14 protein-coding genes are annotated in these 19,364 nt (G+C 69.5%); 11 read left to right on the top strand and 3 right to left on the bottom strand.

Annotation, left to right across the window (positions count from 1 at the left end; translation table 11 throughout):
• Positions 1–6: 6 nt before the first annotated feature.
• From MIAR_RS15750 to MIAR_RS15775, 6 genes are read left to right on the top strand one after another with little or no spacing between them, the layout of a single operon-like run.
• Positions 7–921 carry a carbohydrate ABC transporter permease gene (locus MIAR_RS15750; protein WP_285638545.1) on the top strand — a complete coding sequence of 305 codons (915 nt, stop codon included), beginning with the start codon at positions 7–9 and terminating at the stop codon, positions 919–921.
• A complete protein-coding gene (locus MIAR_RS15755) occupies positions 921–1,820 on the top strand; it encodes a carbohydrate ABC transporter permease (protein WP_285637866.1) in 900 nt (299 codons plus the stop codon). Before MIAR_RS15750 ends, MIAR_RS15755 begins: the two co-directional genes overlap by 1 nt.
• Before the next feature lie 2 nt (positions 1,821–1,822).
• Entirely contained in the window at positions 1,823–3,754 is a 1,932-nt protein-coding gene (locus tag MIAR_RS15760) for a DUF8034 domain-containing protein (protein WP_285637868.1), read from the top strand.
• Positions 3,751–4,551, top strand: a complete 801-nt coding sequence (locus MIAR_RS15765) for an RraA family protein (RefSeq protein WP_285637870.1) — start codon at positions 3,751–3,753, stop codon at positions 4,549–4,551. Before MIAR_RS15760 ends, MIAR_RS15765 begins: the two co-directional genes overlap by 4 nt.
• Positions 4,521–5,459 (top strand): aldo/keto reductase, encoded by a 939-nt coding sequence (locus tag MIAR_RS15770; RefSeq protein ID WP_285637872.1) that lies wholly within the window; start codon positions 4,521–4,523, stop codon positions 5,457–5,459. Before MIAR_RS15765 ends, MIAR_RS15770 begins: the two co-directional genes overlap by 31 nt.
• 2 nt (positions 5,460–5,461) lie before the next feature.
• Positions 5,462–6,250, top strand: coding sequence for an amidohydrolase family protein (locus MIAR_RS15775; RefSeq protein ID WP_285637874.1), 789 nt, complete (start codon positions 5,462–5,464; stop codon positions 6,248–6,250).
• A gap of 23 nt (positions 6,251–6,273) precedes the next feature.
• Here MIAR_RS15775 and MIAR_RS15780 read toward each other — a convergent pair whose 3' ends face one another.
• The 3 genes from MIAR_RS15780 to MIAR_RS15790 are packed head-to-tail and all read right to left on the bottom strand — an operon-like array spanning position 6,274 to position 11,610.
• Complete coding sequence (locus tag MIAR_RS15780; protein WP_285637876.1) at positions 6,274–6,930, bottom strand: GntR family transcriptional regulator; 657 nt, start codon at positions 6,928–6,930, stop codon at positions 6,274–6,276.
• Between the two features lie 19 nt (positions 6,931–6,949).
• Positions 6,950–7,549, bottom strand: a complete 600-nt coding sequence (locus tag MIAR_RS15785) for an SGNH/GDSL hydrolase family protein (protein WP_285637878.1) — start codon at positions 7,547–7,549, stop codon at positions 6,950–6,952.
• On the bottom strand, positions 7,546–11,610 hold the full coding sequence (locus tag MIAR_RS15790; protein ID WP_285637880.1) for an Ig-like domain-containing protein: 4,065 nt from the start codon (positions 11,608–11,610) through the stop codon (positions 7,546–7,548). The genes MIAR_RS15785 and MIAR_RS15790 overlap by 4 nt, the downstream gene beginning before the upstream one ends.
• Before the next feature lie 396 nt (positions 11,611–12,006).
• Here MIAR_RS15790 and MIAR_RS15795 point away from each other — a divergent pair, with 396 nt between their 5' ends.
• From MIAR_RS15795 to MIAR_RS15815, 5 genes are all read left to right on the top strand, one after another.
• Entirely contained in the window at positions 12,007–12,861 is an 855-nt protein-coding gene (locus MIAR_RS15795) for a carbohydrate ABC transporter permease (protein ID WP_285637882.1), read from the top strand.
• Entirely contained in the window at positions 12,858–13,766 is a 909-nt protein-coding gene (locus MIAR_RS15800; protein WP_285637884.1) for a carbohydrate ABC transporter permease, read from the top strand. The genes MIAR_RS15795 and MIAR_RS15800 overlap by 4 nt, the downstream gene beginning before the upstream one ends.
• A gap of 62 nt (positions 13,767–13,828) precedes the next feature.
• On the top strand, positions 13,829–15,157 hold the full coding sequence (locus tag MIAR_RS15805; RefSeq protein ID WP_285637886.1) for an extracellular solute-binding protein: 1,329 nt from the start codon (positions 13,829–13,831) through the stop codon (positions 15,155–15,157).
• Complete coding sequence (locus MIAR_RS15810; protein WP_285637888.1) at positions 15,157–16,983, top strand: BNR-4 repeat-containing protein; 1,827 nt, start codon at positions 15,157–15,159, stop codon at positions 16,981–16,983. Before MIAR_RS15805 ends, MIAR_RS15810 begins: the two co-directional genes overlap by 1 nt.
• A gap of 91 nt (positions 16,984–17,074) precedes the next feature.
• Positions 17,075–19,336, top strand: a complete 2,262-nt coding sequence (locus MIAR_RS15815) for an FAD-dependent oxidoreductase (RefSeq protein ID WP_285637890.1) — start codon at positions 17,075–17,077, stop codon at positions 19,334–19,336.
• Positions 19,337–19,364: the final 28 nt, after the last annotated feature.

Raw genomic sequence — 19,364 nt, forward strand, 5'->3', positions numbered from 1 at the left:
TCCCCCATGGCATCCACCGCCGTCCCGCGGCAGCGCAGCGCGGCGCAGCGCTGGCGGCGCCGCATCCCCGGCCTGATCATGGCCTCCCCCGCCGTCGCGGTCTTCCTCGCGATGTTCGTGATCCCGATGATCCTCGCCTGCGTGCTGAGCTTCACGAACTGGACCGGCTACAGCCTGAACTTCGACTTCGTGGGCTGGGACAACTACGCCAAGGCGTTCCGCAACCCGCGCTCCCTGAACGCCGCGATCTTCACCGGCGTCATCGCCGTGCTCGGCACCGTGCTGTGCAACGTCATCGGGCTCGCCATCGCCGCCCTGATCTCGGGGCCGGGACGTGCGAACACGCTGCTGCGCACGATCTTCTTCTACCCGTACGTGATCAGCGCGCTGATCATCGGCTTCATCTGGTCCGCGATGCTCGCACCGCAGGGTGCCGTGAACGGGATGCTGCAGGGCATCGGCCTTCCGGAGCTGCCGTTCCTCACCGATCCGATGTTCGCGAAGGCGAGCATCATCTTCACGATCGTGTGGTCGCACTTCGGCTTCAACATGATCCTGTTCCTGGCCGGCATCAAGTCGGTGCCCACCGAGTACTACGAGGCCGCCACCGTGGACGGCGCCAGCCGCTGGCAGCAGTTCCGCTCGATCACCGTGCCGCTCATCGCCCCGGTCTTCACCGTGAACATCGTGCTGACCCTGGTCGGCCTGCTGAAGGCGTACGACGTGATCCTGGCCCTGACCGACGGCGGCCCCGCCGGATCCACGCAGACCATCGTCTACCAGATCCTGAAGGACTCCTTCGCGAACTCCGCGCTCGGCTTCGGCGCCGCCCAGTCGATCGTGCTCCTCATCGTGACGGCCGTGATCGGCCTCGGCGTGACGCTCGTGCGCCGCCGCGCAGACCAGAAGGCGACCGACTGATGGCCACCCCGCTCACCAAGACCCCGCTGACCAGGACCCCGCTCATGAAGCAGAGCCGCAACCGTCCGTCCCTCCTGGCCGGCACCGCGCGGTGGATCGTCCTGGGCGTCTTCGCGATCACGATGCTGATCCCGATGTACACGATGGTGATCAACGCCTTCAAGCCGCAGAAGGAGATCATCGAGAACCCGCTGCTGATCACGCCGCAGAGCTTCACGTTCGACTTCCTGTGGGCCGCCGTCACCAGCAGCCGGTTCAACGTCATCGCCGCCTACGGCGTGACCCTGCTGTTCGTGGTGCTGGTCAACCTGTTCTGCATCCTGCTGTCCGCGCCGGTCGCCTACGTGATCGCCCGCGGCCGCTCGAAATGGCACCTCGGCCTGCTGCTGCTCTTCGTGACCGGCCTGTTCATCCCCGGCCAGGTCACCCTGATCCCGGTGGTGTTCGTGCTCAGAGTGCTGGGGCTGATCAACACCATCCCCGGATTCATCCTGTTCGAGACGGCTGCCACCCTGCCGGTGTCGATCTTCCTGTTCTCTGCCTACCTGCGCACCGTCCCCCGCGACATCGACGAGGCCGCCTCCCTCGACGGCGCGGGCCCCATCCGCGCGTTCTGGACCTGCATCTTCCCGATCATGAAGCCCGTCATCGCCACGATGGTGGTGCTGAACTCGATCGGCGTGTGGAACGACTTCGTCAGCCCGCAGATCATCCTGGGCCCGAGCTCCGGCATCTACACGGTCACCACCGGCGTGTACGCCGCGGTCGGCCAGTTCTCCACCGACTACACGCAGGTGTTCCCGACGCTGCTGCTGGCCGTGCTCCCCGCGCTGATCTTCTTCATCGTCATGCAGCGGCACATCATCGGCGGTCTGGTCGCCGGGGCCACGAAGGGCTGACCATGGCAGACGCGCACCTCTCCTCCCCGCTGCGGACCATCCCCGCCTGGGCCGTGCTGCAGCGCCGGCTGTTCGACGAGATCGAGCAGGCGCGCCGGCTGTTCCGCGACCGGTACACGCTTCCCGACGGCCGCCTGCGCGGTGTCGCCGAGTTCGAGGACCGCGACGGAGTCGACGACCTGTACGAGCCGTTCTTCAACTGGCCGGCGTTCTACCTGCTGGGCGGGCCGGACGAGGCGCTCGCCGACAGCAAGCGCGCCTGGGAGGGCGTGACCGCGCAGCTGACCGAGGCCGGCATGCTGACCGACGAGTACGACAACGGCTACGACTGGTTCCATCAGGGCGAGTCCCTGCTCTTCTTCGCCGGCATCTGCGCCGCCGACCCCGCCGACGAGGCGTACGCCGCACGCGCGCGCCGCTTCGCAGCGCTGTTCACCGACCCGGCGCACGGCAACTACGATGCCGGGCACAACATCATCCGCGCCCCGCACAACGGCGCCCTCGGGGCCCGCCCGGGTCTCGACGACACGGTCGTGCCGTACACCGCCGATCGCGCCGAGATGCGCCCCTACGGCCTGCCGATCCAGGGCCTTCCCGGCATCGACACGTGGGACGACCTGGCCGAACCCGCGAACGCGCTGCGGATGTCCGAGGAGATGCACCGCCGTGCGAAGGGCGACGTCGCGGTGAACCTCGCGGCGACGTCGCTGGCCGCCAACACCTGGCTGTACGACGGCGACGAGACCGCGAGCGCGTGGATCCGCCGCTACGTCGACGGCTGGCGCGAGCGCGCAGGCGCCGACGGCGTCATGTTCGACAGCATCGGCCCCGACGGTGTCGCCGGCTCCCTGCAGGAGGGCCGCTGGTGGGGCGCGCACTACGGCTGGGCGTGGCCGCACGGGTTCCACTCGGTCGCCATGAGCACGCTCATCGGCGCGGTCAACCACGCCCTGATCACCCGCGACGACACCGCGCTCGACCTGGTGCGCACCATGCTCGACGCCGTCCTCGCCGAAGCGCGCCCCGGTTCCGCCGCGGGCAGCACGTACAGCCTGCGCGGCGGCTGGAACGCCCGCTACGGCGCGGCGGCCGAGGACGAGGGGATGCTGGTCCCCTACCGCTACGGCGCGGACGGCTGGTTCGACTTCGGACCGCTGCAGCTGGACGTCCCGGTCTGGCTGTGGTGGTGGTCGCGCACGGATGCCGACCGCGCACGCCTGGAGCGCGCGATCGCCGGCATCCCGGCATCCGCCGACCGCGTCGCCCCGTTCCGCGACAAGGAGGAGGCCGGGCACGAGGCCGGCTGGTACTCCTTCCTCGCCGGCGATCTGCCCGACTACCCGCAGCGGGCGCTGGAGATGGCGCTCGGCCAGGTGGCCCGGCGCACGGCCATGATGCTCGGCGACGCGCAGGACCCGGATGCCGCGCACCTGCACTTCTGGCAGCGCGTGAACCCGGTGGTCACCGAGGTGCTCACGCAGCTCGTCGGCGGCGCGCCGCAGGTGCTCTACAACGGCGGGCTCGGCCACACCGCGCTGCGCTACGAGGACGTCGACCGCGGGCGCCCCGGTCTCCCGCAGGACGTCGCCGCGCTCGTGCACCGGCTGGACGCCGACGGCATCGGCATCCGCCTGGTCAACACCTCCGTCACGCGAACCCGCACCGTTCGGCTGCGGGGCGGACGGTTCGGGCTCGACCGGATCGTCGCCGCCTCCGCGCGCGTCGAGGACGCGAGTGCGTATCCCGGGGCATCCGGCACCTACGCCTCCCCGCTGGGCGCGTTCTCGACCGTCTCCGTCGAGTGCGACGACGACCTGGTGGTCGTGCTCCCGCCGGCGCACGGCGCCGACCTCGACCTGACCATCGCGCGCGCGACCGGTTCGCCGCGCCATCTCACCCCTGCAGCACCCCGCACCACCGAAGGACACGCATGAGCGCCGAACTGATCCGCCCCGACTTCGCACTCCCGGTGCGAGGGCCCGCGTACACCCGGCCCGACGCGGCGCTCGTGGAGGACTTCTCGGCCCTGTCGTCGGCCACCGCCTGCGCCAAGCTGCACCAGCTCGGCATCCGCCGCACCTTCGTCGACGGCCCGGCACCGCTGACCACCGGCAGCCGCGTGGTCGGCTCGGCGATCACCCTGCAGTTCATGCCCCAGCGCGAGGACATGGCCCTGCCGCAGGACGCCGCGGCCGGCGTGGAGCAGGAGTACGCCGAGCGGCACACCGCGCTCTGGCACGTGCTCGAGGCCGTGCAGCCCGGCGACGTGCTGGTCGTGCAGGCCTACGGGAGCCGGTTCTCCGGATGCCTGGGCGACATCCTCGTGCGGTACTTCATCCGCAAGGGCGGCGCGGGCATCGTCGTGGACGGGCGCATCCGCGACGCGGCGCGCATCCGCGAACTGGGCATCCCGGTCTGGTGCACGGGCACCACCCCGCACTACGCCTCGCAGTCCGAGCTCGCCCCCTGGGCGTACGACGTCCCGGTGGCGGTCGGCGGGGCGCTGTGCATGCCAGGCGACCTCGTGATCGCCGACGACGACGGCCCGGTCGTGGTGCCGCAGGCGATGGCCCCCCAGGTCGTGGCGTCGGCGCGGGATCATGAGGAGTGGGAGGTGTTCAGCCGGATGCGACTCGACGAGGGCGCGCGGCTGAGCGACTACTACCCGCTGACCCCCGACAGCCGTGAGGAGTACGAGGCATGGCGTTCCCTGCAGCCCTCCGCCCGCTGAGCGTCACTCCCGGCCTGCGGGACGACGCCGGCCTGGGCTGCGCGCCGATCGGCAACCTGTTCGCGCGGGTGCCCGATGCGGATGCCGTGGCGACCGTCGACGCCGCGCTGGCGCACGGAGTGTGGTATTTCGACACCGCGCCCCTGTACGGCGACGGCGAGAGCGAGCGGAAGCTCGGCCTGGCACTGCGAGGGGTCCCGCGCGACGAGGTCGTGATCGCCACGAAGGTCGGCCGGCAGCTGCTGGACGCCGAGGGCGCGCCCGTGACCGGCGGCGCGAGCGGGGCCTCGTCGGTCGCCGACCTCAGCCGCGACGGCGTATGGCGCAGCCTGGAGGGCTCGCTGGCACGGCTGGGAACCGACCGCGTGGACGTGCTGCACCTGCACGACCCGCTGGACGTCGAGGCGGGCATGGCGGGCGCGATGACGGCACTGGTCGAGCTGCGCGAGCAGGGCGTGGTCCGCGCGATCAGCGTGGGCCTGGGCCGACTGGAGCCTCTGGAGCGCTTCACCGCCGAGGCACCGCTGGACGTGATCATGGAGGCCGGGCGTCTGACCCTGCTGGACCGCACCGCCGAGGAGCGGCTGATGGACCTGGCCGCTTCGCGCGGCATCGGCGTGATCGCCGCCGGGGTGTTCAACTCCGGCATCCTCGCCGACCCGGACGCCGCGCCCTACTTCGAGTACCGGCAGGCGGATGACGCGCTGCTGGAGCGCGCGCGACGGTTGCAGGCGCTGTGCGGTGAGCACGGCGTGAAGCTGGCGGATGCCGCGGTGCGCTTCCCGCTGCGGCGGGGAGCGGATGCCGTGGTCGTCGGCGCCCGCACGCCCGCCGAGGTCGATGCGTTCGTCGCGGGCCTCGCCGCGGAGGTTCCCGAGGAGCTGTGGTTCGCGCTCGAGAGCGCGTGAGCATGCGCATCGTCGACGCGCACGTGCATCTGTGGGACGTCGACGCCTTCGCGATCCCGTGGTTCCGCGACGGGATGGGACTGCCACGGATCTCATCCGTCGCGGAGTACCGACGTGCAGCCGAGCCCTGCGGCGTGGAGGCCGCGGTCGCCGTGCAGGTCGCCGACTCCGTCGAGGAGGCGCGCTGGCTGACGGCCGTGACGGCGGCGGATGCCGTGGTTCGTCGCGCCGTGCTGCAGTACGAGCCGGCCGCAGGGCATCCGCTCGGCGCGACCGCGTTCGAGGGAGCGGATCTCGCCGGGGTGCGGGCGGCCGTGCCCCAGCGCGCGGCCGACCTCTCGGACGTGGCCGGGCTGGATGATCTGGCTGATGCCCTGGGGGCTTCCGGTCGCGTGCTCGAGCTGCTGCTGCGGCCCGAACAGCTCGGCGGCGCCGCCGCGCTGGCATCCCGGCATCCGGACACGGCGATCGTGCTCTGCCACCTCGGGCTGGGGCACGGCGAACCGGACACTGAGTGGCTGGGCGGCCTGACGGCGTTCGCCGAGCGGCCGAACGCGCACGCCAAGTTCTCCGGCCTGCTGTCCCCGACGACGACGGATGCCGGGCTCGCAGACCTCGCGGGCACGGCGCTCCGGCTGTTCCGCGCCGACCGGCTGATGTTCGGCAGCGACTGGCCGATGTCGGCTCGCACGCATTCCTATGCCGACGTCGTCGCCGCCACCCGGCGGGCGCTCCCCCACCCCGACATCGCCGGCTTCTGGGCCGGCACCGCCACGCGCCTCTACGGCTGAGCGTCTGAGACGAAGGGGCGCCGTCAGGCGGGGTCGAGCAGGGTGCCTGCGGCGTGGGCGCGGAACAGGTCGGATGCGGCCTGCGGATCGCCCGCCTCGAGCACCTCGAGCAGACCGCGGTGCCAGTCGGCGACCTCGTGCCAGTCCCCGGTGAACTTCGGGTCGCCGAGCACGTGCAGCGAACGCAGGCTGGGCTCCAGCAGATCCCACATCTTGGGCAGGTAGACGTTCCCGGATGACTCGATCACACCCCGGTGGAACGCGAAGTCCAGCTCGCGGAAACGGGCGAGATCGCCTGACTCGGCGGCCTCGTGCATCCCCGCGATGAGGTCGTCGAGCAGGCCGCGGCGCTCCGCGTCCAGCGCCCCGCACGCGAGCCGGCCGGCGAGTGCCTCCAGCTCTACGCGCGCGACCTTGGCCTGCGCGGCCTCCTCCGCCGAGTAACTGGCGACGAAGTTGCCCTGGTGACGCACGTGAGAGACCAGCCCTTCGTGCGCGAGCCGCTTGAGCGCGTCGCGCACGGGCGCCTGGCTGACCTGCAGCTGGCGCGCCAGCTGCGACTCGACGAGCTGCTCACCCGGGGCCAGCGAGGAGTCCTTGATCATCGCCTTGATCATGGCGTAGATCTGATCCGAGAGCAGTCCCCGCTGCAGGCCTGCTGCGCCCATCACGTCCGTCATAGCTTCCATTGTACTTTCATTATCGACTATCGCTAATGGCCCACGCGGTGCGCCAGGCATCGGCGATGAGGCGCGACGCCTCCGGGAACGGATGCACGCCGTCAGGGGCCAGCTCAGCGGCATCCCGCCCCGCGGCCGCAGCCGTGAGCACCTCGTGCAGCGGCACCAGCTGCGCTCCGAACTCGACGGCGAGCCGCCGGACGGCTCCGCGCTTCTCGTCGAGCTCCTCCAGCCAGCCCCGCTGCTCATCCCGCACCGGAAGCAGATACGGCTCCATCAGGATCAGCTCGGGGTCGAAGGCATCCACGGCGGATGCCAGAAGCCCCCGCAGCGTGTCCTCGAACCGGTCCGTGGGTGTCGGGTCGTCGCTGTCGAACCGTCGCCACACGTCGTTGATGCCGACGTACACGGTGAGCACCTGCGGCGCGGTGGGCATCAGATCCGATGCCCACCGCGCCGCAAGATCCACGGCCCGGTCACCGGCGATGCCGAGGTTGAGCACCTCGGCACCGCCGGCCTGCAGCTCGGGTGCCAGCAGCGACACGTACCCGTCTCCGAACGATCCGGGGTCAGTCCTGTCGCGTCCGGCATCCGTGATGGAGTCGCCGATGAAGCTCATCCGCATCGTGGCACGTCCACTTCCTCCTGCTTGAGCTTGGGGCGGACCGTGATGTTCAGCGTGGTCGTCGCGCCCAGGTAGGCGACGGTCAGCTTCTGCGCGTGATCCGGCTTGCTGCTGTCGAATCCGCTCACCATATCGGCAGTCACCTGATGCTGCGAGGTGCTGCCGTCGCTCCAGGCGACATCCAGGAGCATCCCGGTGGTGTCGAGCGCCTCTCCGCGCAGGTAACGCGTCTTGGGTGCAGCATCCGCCGACCAGCAGATCCCGGCGACGGTGGCGTCCTGCGTCTCCGCACTCACCGAGAAGGTGTTGGTCTTGCCGTAGTGGTACAGGTTGAAGAAGCCGTCGGCGCCGATGCGCAGGTTCGCCCTGGCGTCCCGCACGTTCCACACGGTCTTGCTGTCGACCCTCAGCACCACGCGGGTGCCGCCCTCCTCCGCCACGGCGCCGACCTCGATCTCGTGCGTGCTGCCGGGCGCGATCACCGTGTTGGGGATGACGTCGAGCATGGTCTGACCGGGGGTCCAGCTCTGGAACTCGAACGTGTCCTCCTTCACGATGAACAGGTAGCCGGTGTTGGAGTTCTGCCAGGCCGGGATCCCGGTCTGGTCCGAGCGCACCTGGAATCCGTACCAGCCGCCGTCGAACTTGCCGAAGTCCGCGCGGAACTTCAGCAGCGTCGACCCGAAGCGCTCGGCCTTGTAGCCGTACACGCCCTGCGCGGCGAGCTTCACGCCGTCCGCGTCGACGGTGATCCCGTCAGCGGTGCTCCAGTTCGCGGCATCCGTCAGCTGCCGGTCGAGCCGCACCGTCGGGTAGGCGGCGTCGGCCACGGTGACCTGCACGGATGCGGTGAGCGACGGGTCCGAGACGGAGGTCGCGGTCACAGTGGTCGTGCCGCCCCCGACCGCCGCGATGCGGCCGTCGTCCCCGACCGTCGCGATCGCGGGGTCGGCACTGGACCAGCTCACGCGGGTGTCACTGGCGTCCTCGGGCGCGGCCGTGGCCTTGACCGTGTGCCGCTCGCCGACGTTCAGCGCCAGCTTCTCGACATCCAGACTGATGCCGGTGACCGGCACCCCCGAGAGCGAGAACCCGATGTTGTCGAAGTCGAGCGAGGCGTAGCCCTCGACGTAGAAGCCCACTCGGCCCGCAGCTCCGGGCGCCGGGTCCTTGCCCTCGAGCACGATCGCACCGTTCACGACGATCCGGATCGAGCCGTCCTGCACCGCGATGCGCACGTGCGAGGTCTTCCCGTTCGGGAGCGCCTGATCTGCCGGCAGCACCTTCTCGGCGACGGTCTTCCAGTTGCTGTCGAAGATGTCCCACGTCGGCCCCGCCGCCGCGTTGCGGTAGCGGATGTACCCGCCCCCGTTCTGATTGCGGTTGTAGATGACCAGACCCGAGGTGGCGATGTCGCCGGCGGGCGGGGTGACGTCGAAGTCCAGCACGAACTCGGTGAAGTCGCGCGGGAGCAGGGAGTTCGCACCCTTCACGATCCGGTACACCTTGTTGCCGGCGGAATCGACCTGGATGCTGCGGTTCGGGTCGGTCGGCCAGCCGTTCGCACCCGACTGGAAGTCGGTGAAGTGCAGCACGCCGTCGCCCTCGGAGACGACGACCTCGATGGTCGCCTGCTTCGCGGGGTCGGACTTCGCGGTCGCCGTGATGGTCGTCGTTCCCGGGCCCATGCCGAGCACCAGGCCCTTGGCGTCCACCGTGGCCACGGCCGTGTCGGCCGAGGCGTAGGTCACGGCGGAGTCGGCCGCGTTCCACGGCAGCGGCACGGCGCGCACCCGCGCCTGGTCGCCGGCGTCGATGCGCAGCTGGTCGCTGTCGAAGGCGATGGCCTTCAGCGCCACGGTGTCAGGGGACTGCGACTGCCCGATGTGCCCGGACACGCCGATCTTGTCGAACGCGATCGCCTCGAACCCGGGGACCTTCGAGAAGACCTCGGAGTCGGCCTTGAGTGCGTAGTTGCCCTTGGCTGCGTCCACGAAGCCCGGGTCGGCGGTGGCGACCAGGTTGGTGCCGTAGTTCAGCAGGTTCTTGCCGTCCTTCGCACCCTGGTCGTTCAGCCCGGCGATGGGCTTGCGGTTGGGGTTCCACACCACGTTCTTCGCGAAGGTGCTGTGGTTCGGGTAGTAGTGGTCGTCCTCGAAGAAGTGACTCAGCTCGGGGTACTTCTCCAGGTACGGGGTGCCGACGAAGTCGTTGTTGTCGGCGAACACCTGCTTCCAGGCCGGCATGTAGTCACGGTCGACGACGTTGCCCTCCTGGTTCCCCATCCACTGCTCGTAGTTGTCGTAGGGCACGTAGGCGTCGATGAAGACGTTGTTGCTGGCGTTGATGTAGTCGGCCGATCCGCTCTTGATCGCGGAGTTGCCCATGTTCGCGAACACGTTCTTCTCGATGGTGAGGTCCCACGTGAAGTTGTCGGCGTAGATGCCCTCGACCCCTGCGATGCCCACGCCGATGTCATGGAAGTAGTTCTCGCGGAAGACGTGTCCGCGCTGCTGCGGGGTCTTGCCGGAGTTCATGTAGATCGCGCCGAGATCGTTGAACATCTTGCAGACGTCGTACACCTCGTTGCGCTCGAACAGGTGGTCGTTGCCGTAGACGATGATGCCCGGATGCGGGGCGTCGTGGATCTTGTTGTTCCTGGCGATGTTGCCGACCCCGTCGAACATCACGCCCGGGTTGTAGGCCTTGTGGTAGTACGCGAAGTCGGCGATCTCGGAGTTCTCGACCCGGTTGCGGCCCGGCTCGAGCGTGGTCTTGTCGCCGCCCTGCAGCACCACGCCGATGCCGCCGACGTGGGTGATCCGGGAGTCGGTGACGGCGTGGTCGCGGCCGCCGCGGTTCACGGGGATGCCGTCGTAGGTGTAGCGGCCGGGAGAGTTGATCAGCACGCCGCCGTCGGTGAAGTTGCGGATGTCGGCGTGCGACACCGTCACGTGCGAGCCGCCGAGGATGACGGCCGCCGTGGCGCGCCCGTACTCCATCACGATGTCGTCGAAGGTGACATACGAGGTGTCGTCGGTGCGCAGCATCGGCTCGCTGAGCGTGGTCACCGTCACGGCGCCCTCACCCGAGGTGAACGCCGCGTTGGGCATGAGGTACAGCTTTCCGGCGTCCCGGTCGATGTAGTACTCGCCCGGGGCGTCGAGCTCCTCCAGCAGGTTCTGCGCGAAGTGGAAGTCGGGGAACCAGCTCTTCATGATCCCGGACATCTCGCCGTAGCGCAGCGTGATGGTCTTGGCGGTCGTGTCGATCTTCTCGATCTTGTTGTACGACCACTCCCAGCTGTAGCCGAAGATGCCGTCCAGCCAGACGTCCTTCGCCTGGGTCCAGTACTTCGGGCGGTCGTAGCCGTAGGTGAACGTGCCGCCGCGGTCCTGCAGGTCGGCATCCTTGCGGGTGGGACCGGGATCGATGATGTCACCCATCTGCACGGTGGGGGTCGCGGCGTCGGCGTTGGGCCAGCGCGCGAGCGTCATGCCCTGACCTGCGATGTAGAGCTCCATCGGCGGCGTGGTGCTGACGTCGTTGGCCTTCCAGTAGCCGTGCCGGCTGAGCTGGCCGTAGTCGTTCAGGCCGAGCGCCTTCAGATCGACCTCGAGAACCTTGTCACGTGCGGCGACGTCGACGATGCGGCCGGTGACCGCGCTGTCGGTCACCTTCGCGAAGTCCTCGCGCGGCAGCTCGCGGCCGCCCGTCAGGGTCGCCTGCTCGCCCGGGTAGGAGCGGTAGACGATCGGATGCTCGGCCGTGCCGGAGTCCTCCTTGCCGAGCGCGAACGAGGCGCTGCGGTCGTACTGCCCTTCGCGCAGGAACACGGTCATGCCCTCGGGCAGGCCCGCGCCCGCCTTGAGCTGGCGGATGCGATCGCGCGCGCCTTCGAGCGTGGCGAGCGGCGCGTCGATGGTTCCCGCGGCGGCATCATCACCCCCTGGCGCCACGTAGAGGGCGGGTCCGTCGGCGGCGGATGCCGGGGTGGCGGTCAGCGCCGTCCCGATCACCGCCGCTATGGCGAATGCTGCCAGTGCACGCTTCATCGCGTCTCCGTCTGCTCGTGGTGAGAGTTGCTCTTCATGAGGGTTGCGTCGAGGGGACTGCGCCTCGGGGCCGGCCGGCGACCCGCCCGATCGCTGGGGCGATCGATCGAGAGCCTAGCTAATCGATAATCGCTAATCAAGCATCGATCCGGAGCAGGATCACGTCTTTGAAGCGTCGACACAATTCCTAACGTCTTTTCACATGTTCTCTCGTTACTTGATCGTGACGACGCGAGGTTGACGAAACGGTCGATCACCGGAAACACTGGAAACTCCGCCGCACAACACCCGGATGTCGCGGAGAGCCCGAAGGTCAAGGATGCCCCACTCATGACAGAACTTCTCAATAGTTCACAGCCAGTAGCAGGACGGCGCCCCCGGCGGATGTCGAACGGCATGTTCGCTCTGCTGCTGACGGCACCCGGTCTGGCCCTGCTGGCCGCGGTGGTCGTCTACCCGCTGATCACCGCGCTCGTCACTGCGTTCTTCAAGCAGAGCCTGGTCGTGCCCGGCCGCGAGTTCGTCGGGCTGCAGAACATCATCGACGTGCTCACCGGCGACTTCCCCCGACTGCTCGTCCAGACGATCGTCTTCACTCTCGGCACCACCATCGCGCCGTTCGTGATCGGCTTCGGTCTGGCGCTCGCGCTGAACTCCCGCATCCGGGGCGCGAAGGTGCTGCGCGGCATCATGCTCATCCCCTGGCTGATCCCCGGGGTCGTCGTGTCGTTCCTGTGGATGTGGATCTTCAACGCCAACTACGGCGTGATGAACGCCCTGCTGCAGTCCATCGGCCTCATCGACGACCCGCAGGCCTGGCTGGCGCACCCGGCCACCGCCATGATCGCCGTGATCGTCGCCAAGACCTGGCAGTCGTTCCCCTGGATGATGGTCATGCTGCTGGCCGGTCTGCAGACCGTTCCGCCCGAGCTGCACGAGGCCGCCGAGATCGACGGTGCCGGCACGGTCCGCCGCTTCTTCTCGATCACCGTGCCGCAATTGAGCGGCATCATCGGCCTGGTGCTGCTGCTCGAGTTCATCTGGAACTTCCAGCACTTCGACATCATCTACGTGCTCACCGGCGGAGGACCCGCCGGCTCCACCCAGACCTTCGCCACCGCCGTGTACGAGACCGCGTTCACCGGCTTCGACCTCGGCCACGCCGGCGCCCTCGGGCTGCTCTGGATGGTGCTGCTGATGGGTCTCGTCGTCGTCTACGTCCGATTCTCGGAGAAGGGAGAGAAGCGATGACCGCGCTGCTCACCGAGACGCCCGCTGTGGCATCCGACCGTCCCGCGCCGCAGCAGCTGCGCAAGCCGAAGATGCGCGCCGACCGACGCGCCGTCACGATCAGCGCCTGGGTGGCCGTCGTCGTCTTCGGCGGCTTCGCACTGCTGCCCGTGTACTGGCTGCTGGCGACCTCGCTCACCCCGCGCACCGAGGTGTTCTCGTACCCGCCGCGCCTGTTCCCGAAGCAGATCACGTTCGACGCGTACCTGGCGCTGCTCGACAACCCCGCGCTGTTCGGGTATCTGCGCAACAGCATCATCGTGTCGGTGATCACGGCCGTGCTCTCGGTGATCGTCTCCGCGTACATGGGCTACGCGTTCTCGAAGTTCCGCTACCGCGGGCGCCGCAGCCTGATGTACTTCGTGCTGGCCTCGCAGATGTTCCCGCAGGCCCTGCTGCTGATCACCCTGTACACCGTGTTCTCCGCCTACGGCCTGCTGAACACCTATGCCGCACTGGTGCTCTCGTTCACCACCTTCACGCTGCCGCTGTGCGTGTGGATGCTGAAGGGCTTCTTCGACACGATCCCCGATGACCTGATCGAGGCCGCCCTCGTCGACGGCGCCTCGCGGATGCGCATCATCCACTCCGTGGTGCTGCCCCTCGCCGCGCCCGGTCTGGTCGCCGCCGGCCTGTTCGCCTTCGTGCGCGGCTGGAACGACTTCATCTTCGCGCTGACCCTCGCCGGCCCCGACAAGCAGACCCTGCCCCCGGGCCTGGTGAACACGTTCATCGGCGAGGCCTCCACCGCCTGGCCCGAGCTGATGGCCGCCTCGCTCGTGGTCTCCCTGCCGGTGGCCATCGCGTTCATCGCCCTGCAGCGCTTCCTCGTCGGCGGCATGACCGCCGGCGCGGTCAAGGGCTGACCCCGCCCGCTCCTTTCCCGACACACCCACGCAGAACCCCCTCGAAGAAGAGAGAGAACACCATGTCTCAGAACACCCCCTCCGTCTCGCGCCGCCAGCTCCTGCAGTTCGCAGGCCTGGGAGCCGCAGGACTGATGCTGGCCGGCTGCATGCCCAGCGGCGGCACCTCCGGCGGAGGCGCCCCCGCCGCGGGTGACGCGTTCGCCCCCGGCAGGTTCAAGGCCGCCGACTTCAAATTCTCCAGCTGGTCGCTGACCGAGGAGGCCGCGGCCCCGGCGATCAAGGCGCTCCTGGAGGGCTACGAGAAGAAGAGCAAGGTCGACATCACCGAGGTCTCGTTCCCCTACAACGAGTACTTCAAGCAGCTCATGCTGCAGGTGCGCGGCGGCCAGTTCTCCGGCGCCGCCCACGTCGACGTCGCCTGGCTCGCCTCGCTGGCAGCCCTGGGCAAGCTGCAGGACGTCTCGGCCTTCACCAAGGGCCGCGGCTACACGGCATCCGCGCTGGAGGCCGCGCAGTTCGACGGCAAGCAGTACGGCTTCCCGTGGACGATCGGCGCGATCGGCCTGCTCACCAACTCCGAACTGATCCAGAAGGCGGGCATCGACGAGTTCCCCGTCACGGTCGACGAGTACGAGGGCGCACTGAAGAAGCTCAAGGGCCTCGGCAACGGGCTCATACCCTACGCCGCGTCGACCAAGGCCGCGCAGCTGAAGGACATCCTCATCTGGATGCAGACCTTCGGCAGCGACCTGGTCAAGGACGGCAAGGTCACCATCGGCGACGACGCCAGCATCGAGGCCGTCACCTGGTACAAGTCCCTGTACGACCAGGGCCTGATCGCCGCTGATGTCGACCGCTTCGACGCCCGCTCGCTGTTCTCGCAGGGACGCACGGCGATCTACGACGACGCCCCGGTCGGCCGCAACTCGGTGATCAAGGACTCGCCGGACGCCCAGCTCGGCGAGAAGATCGTGTCGGAGTCGCGCCCGGTGCTGAAGAAGGGCGACACCCCGCGAGCCCTCGTCTGGGGTGGCGCGATCGTGGTGGTCGGCGGTGCGAGCGACGACGCCACGGGCACCGCCGCGGAGTTCGGGCAGTGGGCCACCAGCGATCTGGATGCCGTGCTCGCCGACTACAAGGTGCGCGCGCTGCCGCCCGTGACCGAGGAGGCGCAGGCCTCCGACGAGGTCGCCTCGGACGCCTTCGGCTCGCGCTTCGCGGAGAAGATCACCGCCACCGCCACCGTGAACCCGTTCTGGCAGTTCCCGCAGTACGCGCAGGTCGAGACCGTGGTCGCCGAGCGCGTGCAGGCGGTGCTGGTCGGCCAGCAGAGCCCGAAGGACGCCATGGCCCAGGCGGGCGAGGCCGCGCAGAAGCTGATCGGCTGATGGGCATTCCGGTCACGCGCCGCGCAGTGGCAGGGGTGACGGCGGGTGTCGCCGTCGCCCTGGCCACCGCGCTGGCGCCTGCGGCGAGCGCGGGCGTGCACCCGAGCACGGTCGAGACCGTGCCGGTGACCGTCGACGGGTCCAACCAGTCCGGCTGGTGGAACCCGCTGGCCGTCGTCGACGGCGTCACGTACTTCGCCTACAACGTGCCCGCGGGCACGAACCGCCACGAGGTGCACCTCGCCTCGCGCACCGCGTCGGGCGAGTGGACCTCCGGATGCCTGCGGCTGGCCACCGGCGCGTGCGCGAACTACCTGAACGACAACGGGCACAATCAGCCCTCGGTCGCGGTGGACGGCGCGGGCGAGATCCACGTGTTCGCCTCCATGCACCACGAGGACTGGAACTACTTCCGCTCCACCGTGCCCGGCGACGTCACCTCGCTGGTCGAGGTGAGCGAGGAGATGCCCGACCAGGGCTCGACGATCTCGTACCCGATCACCGCGGTCGGCCCGGACGGCGACGTCTGGCTGATGGTGCGCACCGGGCCCGACGCCCAGGCGCGCCGCGATGGCGTGCTCTACCGCTACGACCTGGACACGCGCACCTGGGCGCGCGAGACCGTGGTCGCCTCGGCGACGAGCTACTCGGTGTACCCCGACGACGTGACCGTCGACGGGAACGGACAGGTGCACCTGCTCTGGGAGTGGCACGCCTGGGCCGCCGGCCCTTTCCGTCACCTGGGCTCGTACGCCGTGTGGAACCCCGTCGCGAAGACGTTCAGCGATGTCGCCGGCGGGGCGCTCCCCACGCCGATCCGGCCGACCACCCCCGGCCCGGTGGTCTTCCAGCCGTTCACCGACGGCGAGACCATGACCGACACCACCCCCGCCGTGCAGACCGCCAAGATGGCGATCCAGGACGGCGTGCTGCGGGGTGTGACGTACCGCTACGCCTCGGGCGACTCGCCCCTGTTCGACCTGGAGTGGGCGACCTGGAACGGCACCGACTGGAGCCGCGAGACGCTCATCGACCCGCCGTCCCTCGGATCCGGAGTCGACACCGTGGCCACGATGGATGCCACCTCGTACGGTTCGAAGACCCGCGTGTACGGCGTCGTGACGCTGCAGACCTGCAACGTCACGCGCAGCCAGGTCGTCATGTTCGAGCGCGCCGACGGTCGCCCGGACTGGGCGATCGAGGCCGTCGGAGACCCGATGGTCGGCCAGCAGCGGCTGCGCGCCGCGACCCGCGACGACGGGACCGATGTGCTGTACCTCAGCGCCCCGGCCACGCCTGGTGGCGGCACGCTGCGCTACGCCGAGGTGCCTCGCTCGGGCCAGAAGCGCGCAGGCGGCTCGCTCGCGGGCATCCTCACGGGCCTTCGCGGCGACGCCGGCGGCGCGAACCTCGCGCGCACCGGCACGGCCAGCGCCTCGTCGCAGCTGCGCACCGACACCGGTCCCGAACGGGCGATCGACGGCAGCTGCGCGGATGCCAGCCGCTGGGTCTCCTCGTCGACGGACGCGCAGCCGTGGTTCATGGTCGAGTGGCCGCAGGCCGCCCCGCTGGATGTCGTGCGCGTGCGCAGCGGCTATTCCGCCGGGGTCCCCTCGGACTCCGTGCTGCGCGACTTCACCGTGCAGCTGCGCACCGCCGAGGGCTGGACGCCCATCGCGAGCGTCGCGGGCAACGTCAGCGGCGAGGTCGTCGTCGACGCGAAGGACCTCACCGCCGATGCCGTGCGGCTCCTGATCACCGATCCGTCCGCCTCCGCCACGGACGTGGCGCGCGTGTACGAGGTCGAGGCGATCGCCGCCGGCTGATCGCCAGGGGCGGATGCCGCACGGCATCCGCCCCTCCCTCCCCCCTTCCATCCCTTCCGACCCTCATCTGAAATCCCAGGAGTTCCCCGCCATGCGCACGCAGACCGTCGAAGCCGACATCATCGTCGTCGGAGGAGGCCTGGCCGGTGTGAGCGCCGCCGTCGCAGCCGCCAGGCTCGGGCGGCGCACCGTCCTCATCAACAACCGCCCGGTGCTGGGCGGGAACTCGTCGTCCGAGGTGCGGGTGTGGGTGTGCGGCGCGACCGCGCACGGCAACCAGCGCTGGGCGCGCGAGACCGGGATCATGGGCGAGATGTTCCTGGAGAACCAGTTCCGCAATCCCGAGGGCAACCCGGTGTACTGGGACGACGTCGTGCTCGACACGGTGCGCCGGGAGCCGAACCTGACGCTGTTCCTGAACACCGACGTCTCCGAGGCGGAGGCGACAGGCCCCGATCACGACCGCCGCATCATCTCGGTGACGGGGTGGACCATGGGGTCCGAGATCCGCACGATCTTCCGTGCGCCGGTCTTCCTGGACTGCACCGGCGACGGATTGATCGGCCGTCTGGTCGGCGCGCGCCACCGCCTCGGCAAGGAGAGCCGCGCGGAGTTCGACGAGGAATGGGCACCCGAGGAGCCGATCCGCGAGTTCCTCGGCTCGACCCTGTTGTTCTACACGAAGGACCTCGGCCACCCGGTCAAGTTCGTCGCCCCCGAGTCGGCGAAGGACATCAGCACCACGCCGATCCCCGCCACCCGCATCATCCGCAGCGGCGACAGCGGGGCGCACTACTGGTGGATCGAGTGGGGCGGCCAGCTCGACATCGTCGACGACAACGAGCGGATCCGCGACGAGCTGCGCTCGGTGATCCTGGGCATCTGGGACCACATCAAGAACTCCGGCGAGTTCGACGCCGACAACCTCACGCTGGAATGGATCGGCAATCTGCCGGGCAAGCGCGAGTACCGTCGTTTCGTCGGCGACCACACGCTGCGACAGCAGGACGTGCTCGACCAGGTCGAGTTCGACGACGGCGTCGCGTTCGGCGGCTGGTCGATCGACCTGCATCCCGCCGAGGGCATGTACGCCACCGGCGCCGGCGCCGTGCAGCGCTTCTCGGACGGCCTTTTCGAGATCCCCTTCCGCTCGCTGTACTCGGCGAACGTGTCGAACCTGCTGATGGCCGGCCGCAACATCTCCGCCACGCACATCGCGTTCGGCGCCGCCCGCGTCATGGCCACCTGCGCCGCGATGGGCGAGGCGGCCGGCACGGCGGCATCCCTCTGCCTGGACCACGGCGAGACGCCGCGGGAGCTGTACGAGAACCACCGCTGCGAGCTGCGTCAGGCGCTGCTGCGCTCCGACTCCTCGCTGATCGGCGTCGCCAACGAGGACCCGCGCGACCTCGCTCGCACGGCGGCCGTGTCCGCGTCGGGCTGGCAGCGCACGATCGCGGCCGGAGCGGATGCCGCGGGGGCAGGAGACGCCGCGCCGCACGTGCTCGCCGAGGACCTCGGGATCGTCGTCCCCGTGCATCCGCTCCTGGAGACGACCGAGCTGCTGCTCAGCGCGAGCGAGCCCACCACCCTGACCGTGGAGGTCTGGTCCACCGGCAAGCGGCAGAACGTCGTGCCCGCGCATCTCGAGCACAGCGCCACCATCGACGTGCCCGCCGGCGACGTCACCTGGGTGAGCGCGCCGACGCCGTTCGCGCCCGAGGCGCCGCAGAACGCGATCGTCGTGCTGCGGGCGAATCCGAGCCTGAGCGTGCACCTGACCTCGCCGCTCCCCGCGGGCGTGCTCACGCTCGTGCACCGGGTGGACAACGACGACGAGAACGTCGAGATCAGCGACGACGGCCTGCTCGTGAAGTGGCCGACCAAGCCGCTGCGCGGCCGCGCGCCGATGTTCCGCGCGCTGCCCGTGAGCGAGGCGCTCGCGCCCGAGCGTGCGGTGTCGGGGTACAACCGTCCCTTCGGCGGTCCGAACATGTGGGCCTCCGGCCCGCTGTCGGGCGGGCCCGCGTGGCTCCGACTGGACTGGGATGCCCCGGTGACGGCCCGCGAGGTGCGTCTGGTGTTCGATGACGACGTCGACGTCTCGCTGATCACGCTGCACCACCACCGCACGCCCGACGAGATCATGCCGCAGCTGGTGCGCGACTACCGCGTCGAGGTGCTGGTCGACGGGACCTGGGTCACGGTCGTCGCGGAGCAGGGCAACCGGCTCCGCCACCGAGTGCATCCTCTGCCTGCGGACCTCGGCGCCTTCACCGCGGCACGGCTCGTGATCGAGGCGACCAACGGCGCGGCCGAGGCGCGCGTGATCGCATTCCGGGTGCAGTCGTGACGGATGACGCTAACGTGAAGTCCACCCG

It is taken from the genome of Microbacterium arabinogalactanolyticum (assembly GCF_030268005.1).
GTDB classification, from domain to species: domain Bacteria; phylum Actinomycetota; class Actinomycetes; order Actinomycetales; family Microbacteriaceae; genus Microbacterium; species Microbacterium arabinogalactanolyticum.